Below are 9572 nucleotides of genomic sequence, written 5' to 3'. Positions count from 1 at the left end.
TACCTCATTATCAGATGGATTTTATTTTGAAATCGATCACAACATCCCTTCTTTCAGAGAATCCACACCCCTTGTTGCTATAATATACTGGACCGGTATAGGTGCCAATAATAAAGCCTTTCGTGCTGGTTATTCGAGTGTTCCCGCCAGACTTATATTCCCCGTTGCCACATTCCAAGTACATATTGGTAAACATCTTTGGTGTTCCACCTTCCAAAATAGAAACTCCAAGAAATGATTGGCCGGCTGCATTTCCCCCCGGATAACTTCCTGCCTGAGTCCCCATACAGGACAAGGTCACCTGATGATTTCCTTTTTCGTCTTGGGAACCCACGGAAATCTGTCTGCCCATGATCGCGCCGCTCAACCCTACAGAAAGATCTAGTCGCTTACCTCCAATATTTAGATAGAAATACGTTTCCTTCTCCAGACGGATCTTGGTCAATAAAATTAATTTCCCGAATTTCCGTTTGCCATTAGGTGCTTTTGGATCCCTGATATATCCATTTTTACTTTCTACTTCCACCTGGATTTCGACATCTTCAGTTTTGACTATATTATGGGGCGCATAATATATCGCATCTCCCAGGACCATACTGGAATTGATCTTAGGGGAGAGCATCCCGGCACCTGAAATAATTTTCCAGTTCTTCACCAGAATATCCTTTGATCTACCGATATCCTCCAATGCAGCAAGAGGAACACTGTCGATGTGGTTGTTCGCATTCAATGCCCCTAGTATCTGCTCCAACAGTTTTAGTTTAACTTCTACCCCGCTTCCCACAGATTCTTTGTCCTTTCGAAGTGTGAGCTGATCAAACCATACCCAATCACTGAAATGAGTTGTAGACGTACTAACGTGTTTCGTCTCAATATCAAGAACTGTGGAAACCCCGCACCATACACCATCATGATTTTGGAAAGCGATCATTCTGGAAATCGGATTGCCAAAACCTAGAGGATCGTGGTTAAAGGTTATCTTGACAGGCTTCTTAAAAATATGACCTTCAGGTAAAAATCTAAAGGCAGGCTTTTCAGAAAGTTCGTCATGGGTATTGCTAATGGGTTGTATACTAAATTGTGTTGGTTCCTCAACAGCCCCGGGTGGCACCTCAAGATGTACCTGTCCACCTAGATCCAGAAATCCTCCTGTTGCTCCAATGTTCTTTGTGACGCCCTCTCCTAAAGCGGTTCCTTTTTCCCGCTTTATGGGATCTGAAACAATAGGTACAGGTTCTTCCCTTGAAGGATCCTTTTCTTTCGCGCATGAAAGGACAAGAAAAATAAGTAGGAAGGAAAAATTCTTCATTGCATAATGATTTTTACACAATAATAACTTTCAAAGCTCATTCTTAAAACCCACTTTCGACCAAAGGACCAATTAAGGGGACAAAGTCAATAAGAGCCAGACAAAGCCAACCCAGAGCATTTAGGAAAGGCTCCCCCAAAGTCTAAATTGTCAGAAAAGTGATTTTAAGTGCCCTATTTTCTGAAAAAGAAATTCTTTGCACAATTAATTCCGAATAACTTGCCAGAGCGAGTCGTTGGTCCAAAAGATTGTTTAATCTATCAAATCGGACCGTTTGTCGATTCAACGATTTAACTGCCAAAAATTCAGTGATCTTTAAAACAAAAATTAGAAATATGAATTCTTATTCAAAACAGATCGGGACTAAATACAAAATAATTTTTCTGTACCTTTTGATCTCTTTCATGACTTTAAAAGTATTGGCTGGCAATCAAATATCTGAACCCGTCAGAATAGCAACTTACCCCTATGGGGAAAACTCAAGAATAGAAAACCTACGTCCTTTGGCCGACCTTATCGAAACAAAATTTGGCAGGAAAGTTCAGCTCATAAGTTATAAAAATATAAATGATCTAATTGTAGCTATTACCCAAGATAGCGTCGATATATCATTCATTAGCACTATGGGAAACTTACTGCTGAATAATGGGCTCCATAAGCACCAAATGATGGAAGTCCTAACTCTTTCGACAGAAAATTCTTCTGTGAATTACAGGACCGCATTTGTTGTTCCCCTTAGTTCCAAGATTGTTTCCTTAACAGATATTAATATGTATAAAGGAATTAGCCTTGCATTAGTAAATCCAGAGTCCACCTCGGGAAATTTGATCCCAAGATCAGTTTTGGGCAAAAAAGGAATTAAAACAGTTGAATCTCATTTTAGTAAGGTATATTACACAGGCTCTCACAGGTCAGCACTAGAACATGTGATAGATTGTCGTGCTGGAATGGCCGCGTTTGGAAGTTCAGAATATACTGATTATGTAGAAAAAAATGGTAATAACAGTAAAATAAGACTTATCCAGATGTCAGATCCGATCCCACTAGGCCCCGTACTGTTTAATAAATCCCTTGATGCAGATTTTCAAGAGATGCTGAAACAGTTGTTGACATCGCTCCATATCGAGTATCCAATCGTTTTTTCAAAGATTAGGGAAGGTTGGATCGAAGCAATCGGCGCGCAAAGATTTGTCCCAGTAAATTTATCTTACTATCAAGGATTAATTGGAAGCTCAAAAGATTCCCAAGAGATTGGCAAAGATCAATCCAAAGAATGAAAATAGATTATGTTTGAATTATAGATAATTAATACTACTTATTCATCCAAATCAAATATTTCTTATTGTAAGACTTCAATAATAATTAATTTTAATGGTTCGACTTATCTTGCTTGAATGATGGCGAGAAATTAAAAAACTAAAACCTATCATCTAACTTTCTTAAGGAGAACTAAAGCAGTTGGTTTTCAAATAAAAGATCAAAAAAGTCATACATATTGATTATCAACAACTTGAAGCATTTGCCCATCTCTTACTTTTATACATATAGGTCAAGGCTGATAAAGTATTTTGATGTGTTTCTGAATACATACGGGGGTATAGACCGCTTGATTTTACATCACTTTTCCAAGTAGGTTTTTTACCGTTTTCTTGACGGCCTCTAAAAATTCCTTTAATAATCTCTTGTTTCCTCCTTCTCCTTAAAAAAACCAGTACAACAAGATGCATTAGGCCATCATTTAAAGCAAAGCTATCAGGAACAGTTCGATCAAATTTGTTGGGTCGATTTCCTATTTTCTCTTCTTGTTACACTTGTGTCGTGAGCCTTAGTAAGTACTATGCCATCGCACCTGCTGGAGCAACTCGAGCTTTATCTGTTTTGGTGATTCACTTTTGCGACCTCTCCGATAATTAGGATATCGCGTGCCCAGCAATGAATATTTATTTAGTTTGATATAGTTACCATGAGCCAGTCTTACAAAAAGAGCATCATCCTCTGCACAGAAAAGCACCACTCGAATATTTTTTGGTGTACCAAAACTCTTTAAGTTATCAGCGAACAACAACTCACAACGAGGCGATCTAAAACACTTGCTAACAATATTATTTTTTAGCAATTTGCAGTCGCAAAAAATCGCTACTCTTTAATAACTTAAAAGACTATTTGTTACTGAAAAAATAATATTTGAGATTAATTTTTTTGAATGAAATTTAATAGAAATCAGCAAACTTATCTTTGCATTCCCACATTTGTTTAAATTAATAATAACACATTGATGTTTGGATCATTCATAAAAAGTAAAGTATTAAGAATTTCTATTACTGAAACAGAAAAACATGACAAAAAGCGAGGGAAAAGTTTTTTATAGAGTTTATTATCCGAAAAAACATCCATATTCATCATCATTGATTTCATTCAACAATAATTGCAGATTAGTACTCTCGGGTTTCGGTTCATAAGCCTCCCATTTGCCCGATCCTCGCATCCAATAGAGTTTCCAAATTTTAGATGTTTTCACAAAGCGAAGCTTTGCAAATGGCAAATTTAAAATATTCTTTGGATCATTCCATTGTGGTCTAATTTCAAACAATAAAGCCGTTTGCTCATCCCAAGAATAACCAAAATCCAATTGATTGCGCACCTCTTCAGCTTTGGGTCGCTTAGAATTTATAAAGTTCTTTAACTGAACTTCAACTATAGAAATATGTTCTTTTTTATCTGTCATCATTAAAAATCTAAAACTAACGCCTTATTTTTCAACTTGCACCAATCAGCCAGCACACTTGAATAAATAAATGTTGTTTCTTCCTACGTGAAATTACCAAAATCTTCGTGTATTTGTCTAAAATAAAAAACTTGGGCTTGAAAAAACAAATATGCCAAAACAATTCTTCACTTCCTGTCAGATTAACAAAACTTGTTTCATTCAAATACCCAAAGAAGGACCATGTATAATCAAAATATCAGTATCACCAGAAATCAAAGCCCATTACTTTTTGATCTTGTTCCGCCAATACCGTTAAAAGCCCAAATGTTGAACTACTGAGTAATATGTGATCCTCAATATATGATACCATATATTTTCCCAAAATAATCATTCATATAAACGAATCTATCCGGGTTTATAAAGGATATTTCATCAGAATCGTCCTCTTCAAAGAAGAAGTCATGATTTTCTGCCATAAAAATCGACATGAAAAAATATCTATTTATCTTGATCGTAAATTATTGAAAGAAATACCGCAAACTATCGTTTTGGTTAGATAAAAATAGTAATCTTAAACAACAATGCTTCGATAACTTATTGATGAGCGTACTGCTTTAAGAGATTGTAATTCTTCTTAGATTTTTTAAAACTTAATGGACAAATCGACAAATTTTGAACTGGCCAAATATCTATAAGCCGCTAGGAATGTTTAACTCTCCTAAACCCCTATCTCTTTAAATATGAACCCATTTTTAATTTGATGACTCCTTCAGTAAACCACTTTCTGTTAGCCAGATTCGATAAACTCATCAAGCCGGCATATAAGGAAAATTCAATCCATTTTAGGCATAGCGCCTCTTGTTTTACAGGCATAAACTGTGGATAGTCTGACACCAGCAAGAGGCGCTGTTTCAGTCTCGCAAATATTCTGACAAACGCTCTAATTTAGCTTTAGTGAGCTTTAGATTTCCGAAACTACACATGTTAATAAGGGAACTATTAACTGAGTTCAATTCTGCATAATCATTGGAGATGGTTCTCATAACAAAGTTGTGGATAGGTCCATTTTCACAAAACTCCTTCCAAAAGCATAGTATTCATAGATCCGTGCTTATATCGTAATCACTTGCCAATTATATAAATTATGCCTTAATAATTTTTAGATTTTTGGAAAGAAGAAGATAAAGTACTAATGAAATTCCAAAAAACAACAATTCTATTGTAAGCCATTTGGTACCAAAATCTCCAAGCCTTCCATCGACTCCTATTGTAATCAATCGAGATAAGACATACATTATCCAGAATCCAGCTAGTAAAAGTAAGCTATGTCTCAAGTTTTTTAACGTAAAAAAAATAATAACAGCAATTAACGTAAAGCCTACTCCACCATAAACACCACGAATGGAACTTAATGCATCGTTGTTATTGAGTTCTACTCCTACAAGTTGCATAACCGCACTAGGATCAATCCAAGCTAAGCAAGATACATACATTAAACTCAATAAGGATAAGCACACAATAAGGTACCCAAGAAATTTTATTGTTTTCATTATTTATTAAATTTTTCATTGTTAAATAGAAAGAGAAAGCATGTCAAATGTCCAATTGATCTTCAACAATGAACATCTCATAACTAATTACCTTCAAACAGAATCAAAATTCTTAAATAAAGGGAACAGAAATATTTTTTTTCGACCGAAGAATATATTAAGTAGACAAACTAATCTTTTTAGGGATGAACTTTATTTCTAAAAGGGTCATTCTGCTGTAAAAGTTCCTTAAAATAATTTCAAAGATTACTTTTTAATCCCTTTTAAAATGAATCTTTAGAGTTTGCCATAGAAAAATATTTAAGTTTTAATTCAAAAGAAAGGCAGTTTCTCAGCAAAGATCATAGCGGTGCTTTACCTAATATAATCCTAGTTCAAACGGTAAACGACAGGAGAAGAGTTCAGTTTATAGCAGTACTCAATTTATACCTTCCATAGAATATAATTGGACCTAAAGATCTGATAACAAATATTACTTAATCTCTTCAGTACCTGGAAAGAATAGAAAATAAATAGATACCAATTATTTTATAAGGATACATTGTATATTCATAAACGTCCACCATATTAAGGGATGTGATCGAAAAAAAATCAATTATTTTTTTCACCCCCAATATCATTGATTTTACATCAAGGAGGGTAATTAATTACCTCATATAGATTAAAATAATCATTTAATTGGGATTGAATAATATATCGATACCAGCTAATGTTTCGATTGGTTTAGTTTTGTTTATTAATAAAGTTACCAAACTGAGCATAAACTCCTCCTTTTATTCCAAAATAAGATTCCAAGTAAGGTTGTCCCGCGACCCAACCTTTCGTTTTTGTTTCCCATAAAACGTAAACTTTCCATGTATTATTCAAAGAATAGGAGGTACGAAATCTAATCAATCCACCAAGATCGCCTGCAGTTGAATAAAAATTATCAGGTTGGATCCATAACATCGCACTAGGGTGCAATGTCCAATAATTATTATTTGCTTTCTTTTTTATTTCAAATGCTGGCAACTCCGCTTCAACGCCAGGCAGGAACAAATTTTTATTACTATATCCATGTAAAGCAAGCAAATAGCTCTTGCCCCTGAAATTAATAAAAAAATCGGTTGTTAAATCATATCCAAAAGAGTTAAGATAATGCCTTATAGCAAAGTTGAAATCCATGTGTTTATTTATATTTATACGGTTAATTCCTACCATAAAAGGAGAAATGAAATTTAAATATTGCATATTGCCCATTTTTTTTAGATATCTATACTCCTGAGGACTAAGGGATGTGGTTTTAATAGCTCGATCAATCCCCAACCCACTTGGGTGAAGTCCTCTTTCTTCATAAGGTTCCTTTGGTCGGTGTAGATCATAGACCCACGGTGTAAAATCCCAACCCACAAAATCTCTCTCATGAATTGCTTGACCGTGTGTATTCATGCTATCAATGCTCGCATTATAATCGTCTCTTTTAAACTGATTGACATAGTCAATAGTATGTTTAGTTATTAATACATTCAATAAGATATTCGCATATTGAGATCCTCTATAGAAATTATCTTTTTGCAAACCTCTTAAAAGCAATAACTCACTCTCTATCCCTGCCGAAAAACTCCTAATTAATTCTTGTGGTGATTCCCTTTTTAATCGAATCAAATCTTCGTCCCTAACTTTACTGACAGAACCATTGGCATCCCCCCCATTAAAAATATTGTATGTTTCGTTATAAGATGGAATACCCCTGATAGTTAATCCATTACGATGATACTCCTCATGTAACCATTGGACAGAAAAAACAACTCCATAATAAGTAAAAACATAATCTAATAATCCCGAAGTTGCATTTGAAGCAATACGATTAAAAACCTTGCCTCGCTTAGTATCTGGTGGGATGATCTTATGCCAAAGACGGTTGTTTAAATAATAATTTACTCTATGAAGGTCATGGGTAATAGCCAGGGACTGTTCCATAGAAAAACTATTAAAAAACTGCCTTGTTCTACTAGATTCTTTTAAGTACGGATAATCCAATAGTGGTAAATCCAACTGCAAGGGATATGCATGGATTGTATCTTGTGGTTGGGCCAAACTATTTTTGTCTGCTAATGATAACATAATCACGAAGATAATCGCCTTTATAATCCTTTGTTTTCCTTTTCCCATTTGAGTAGAAATCGAAGTATATTCGTATGAAATGTATGAAGCTTTTCTGTTTGCATGATTTTGAGTTGCATGTCTATTATAAACAGCATTAATTTTAATCATAACTAATTAAATTTCGACAAATGTAATACGTAGTTGCAGTCTGAATACTTTTTTTCTACCAACCTCCATATAAATCGATAAAGAGCGTAATAATAGAGAAAAGGTAAAACCATTATTAATAAATCCGTAGATAATTTATTAATAATGTAGTTAAATTTTATTCTTCAAGAAATCATTAATCCTCTCCTTAACCGGCTGTCCGTTAATTTCCATCTTAAATTTATTGGATTGAAATTCCCAAGTTAACTTATATGTTTTGAGGAGAATACATACCAATACTTCAGTGCTTTCCATATAATAGGACCATCAGAAATCAAACATTTTTTTTATAGTTTTAAAGGCACATTGAAATAAATGGCGGCTTCCATGTCGACAATTTTTCTCCGGAAAAGTATTGTGAGGGCTTGGACAGTTAATAATATTTCATCCAAAAGTTAATTTTACAACCATCTAAATACCTTTGAAAAATCCTATTCCTCTTCGATCGAATTATTCTCCACTCAAATCAGAGCTCGGATCCTCCTTTAAACAGTATGATTGTTTTTCATTTATTAATAATTTCTAGCAATTCTTAAATTGCCATTTAAAACAATAAGAATATAGTTTTTGTAATCAATTAATAATCCCAATAAAAAAGGTTCAAGAGAAATCATCAGGGGCTTGAAAATCTCTGAACTCGAATCAAGCATAAATGATTGTTTAGTTTCTGAATTTTCCATAAACAAGCAGGATTAAATGTGACATCAAAATTGTACACATAGGAATCTTTAGAGTGTTGTTGAATATTTTTTTGTTAGAAATAAGCTTAATAATGTCAGAGNNACAGTCGGTTCAGCATATTTAACATTTATGCTTCATGAAAGGCATTTATGGTTAGTTTTCTTTAGTAATTATCAAATGATTCTTTAGTAATATTATTTAAACTTAGGATAAGTAAATTTTGGATAATCGCTGTTTATTCCACTGATAGGAAGTTAATCTAACACACTATTATACTAATTAATTAATAGTTCTAATATTTCAAAGTTAGGGTATTTTATAAAGCTATTTTAGAGAAATAATAATACGAAGATTTAGCCTTAATGGTTTATCAGTGTAAAACCGCAGTACAAATCTAACACCGATTGCAAGATCAATAATACAGAGTTTTAGGCAAGCATGTATAGGTTTGTGAACACTTTTGATATGTTTGTTATCTTTAGCATGATCATCCTAGAAATGATTAGGGTTAAGTACGAAAATTCACTGAAGAAAATATGATGATGCCCATGAACGAGACTAAATTCGAGACTATTATAAATAACCTTCTGGTAGAGATCCCAAAAGGTAAGATAGGGTTACGAGATGATCGAAAGAAAGAAAAATGGACGGTGAATATTGATGCGTTTTTACTTTCAAAATATGCTGTAACTCAAGATTTATATTTTCAGATTACAGGACAAACACCCAGTACTCATCATGGTGGCCAACGACCTGTTGAAACAGTTAGCTGGAAGGAAGCGGTGATCTTTTGTAATTCCTTATCTATAAAATTGAAATTAACACCTTGTTATGTTTTATGTCAAAATCAAGAAGATGTGGATTTCGATCCAGCTGCTAACGGCTATCGATTACCAACCGAGGCAGAATGGGAGTATGCTTGTAAAGCAGGCACATCAGCTATTAGATATGGGGAATTAGACTCGATTGCTTGGTATAAGAATAATTCAGGGGATACAACCCATCGTGTAGGAAAAAAAGAGCCGAATGCTTG

Annotated in this window: 8 protein-coding genes; 2 read left to right on the top strand and 6 right to left on the bottom strand. The window is 34.1% G+C overall.

Annotated elements, in window-relative coordinates; all coding sequences use genetic code 11:
- Positions 1-10 precede the first annotated feature (10 nt).
- Entirely contained in the window at positions 11-1309 is a 1299-nt protein-coding gene (locus B4A24_RS02505; RefSeq protein WP_293942296.1) for a hypothetical protein, read from the bottom strand.
- 404 nt (positions 1310-1713) lie between these two features.
- Between B4A24_RS02505 and B4A24_RS02500 the strand changes: the two genes are divergently transcribed.
- A complete protein-coding gene (locus B4A24_RS02500; RefSeq protein WP_293942295.1) occupies positions 1714-2586 on the top strand; it encodes a phosphate/phosphite/phosphonate ABC transporter substrate-binding protein in 873 nt (290 codons plus the stop codon).
- Between the two features lie 548 nt (positions 2587-3134).
- Here the strand turns inward: B4A24_RS02500 and B4A24_RS23825 are convergent.
- The 5 genes from B4A24_RS23825 to B4A24_RS02480 all read right to left on the bottom strand — a co-directional run bounded on the left by B4A24_RS23825 (position 3135) and on the right by B4A24_RS02480 (position 8538).
- The gene (locus B4A24_RS23825; protein WP_414713218.1) at positions 3135-3425 is read right to left on the bottom strand and encodes a DUF6088 family protein; all 291 of its coding nucleotides are present in this window, start codon (positions 3423-3425) and stop codon (positions 3135-3137) included.
- A gap of 258 nt (positions 3426-3683) precedes the next feature.
- Positions 3684-4034: a DUF3024 domain-containing protein gene (locus B4A24_RS02495; protein ID WP_293942294.1), complete on the bottom strand. Its 351-nt coding sequence runs from the start codon at positions 4032-4034 to the stop codon at positions 3684-3686.
- A 1124-nt stretch (positions 4035-5158) separates the two neighbouring features.
- A complete protein-coding gene (locus tag B4A24_RS02490) occupies positions 5159-5566 on the bottom strand; it encodes a DUF4345 domain-containing protein (RefSeq protein WP_293942293.1) in 408 nt (135 codons plus the stop codon).
- 723 nt (positions 5567-6289) lie between these two features.
- Entirely contained in the window at positions 6290-7819 is a 1530-nt protein-coding gene (locus B4A24_RS02485) for a hypothetical protein (protein WP_293942292.1), read from the bottom strand.
- A gap of 551 nt (positions 7820-8370) precedes the next feature.
- Positions 8371-8538 (bottom strand): hypothetical protein, encoded by a 168-nt coding sequence (locus B4A24_RS02480; RefSeq protein WP_293942291.1) that lies wholly within the window; start codon positions 8536-8538, stop codon positions 8371-8373.
- A 549-nt stretch (positions 8539-9087) separates the two neighbouring features.
- On the opposite strand from B4A24_RS02480, the gene B4A24_RS02475 reads away from it, so the two are divergent.
- A partial coding sequence (locus B4A24_RS02475) for a formylglycine-generating enzyme family protein (protein WP_293942290.1) occupies positions 9088-9572 on the top strand: 485 nt, incomplete at its 3' end.

Origin of the sequence: Sphingobacterium sp. UBA7249, from assembly GCF_002472835.1 — a bacterium.
Classification (GTDB): Bacteria; Bacteroidota; Bacteroidia; order Sphingobacteriales; family Sphingobacteriaceae; genus Sphingobacterium; species Sphingobacterium prati.
This window is presented reverse-complemented; position numbering and strand designations above follow the sequence as displayed.

Coding starts and splice junctions, on each gene's coding strand:
- B4A24_RS02505 (WP_293942296.1), bottom strand. CDS start 1,309: ATGAAGAATTTTTCCTTCCTACTTATTTTTCTTGTCCTTTCATGCGCG.
- B4A24_RS02500 (WP_293942295.1), top strand. CDS start 1,714: ATGACTTTAAAAGTATTGGCTGGCAATCAAATATCTGAACCCGTCAGA.
- B4A24_RS02495 (WP_293942294.1), bottom strand. CDS start 4,034: ATGACAGATAAAAAAGAACATATTTCTATAGTTGAAGTTCAGTTAAAG.
- B4A24_RS02490 (WP_293942293.1), bottom strand. CDS start 5,566: ATGAAAACAATAAAATTTCTTGGGTACCTTATTGTGTGCTTATCCTTA.
- B4A24_RS02485 (WP_293942292.1), bottom strand. CDS start 7,819: ATGATTAAAATTAATGCTGTTTATAATAGACATGCAACTCAAAATCAT.
- B4A24_RS02480 (WP_293942291.1), bottom strand. CDS start 8,538: ATGGAAAATTCAGAAACTAAACAATCATTTATGCTTGATTCGAGTTCA.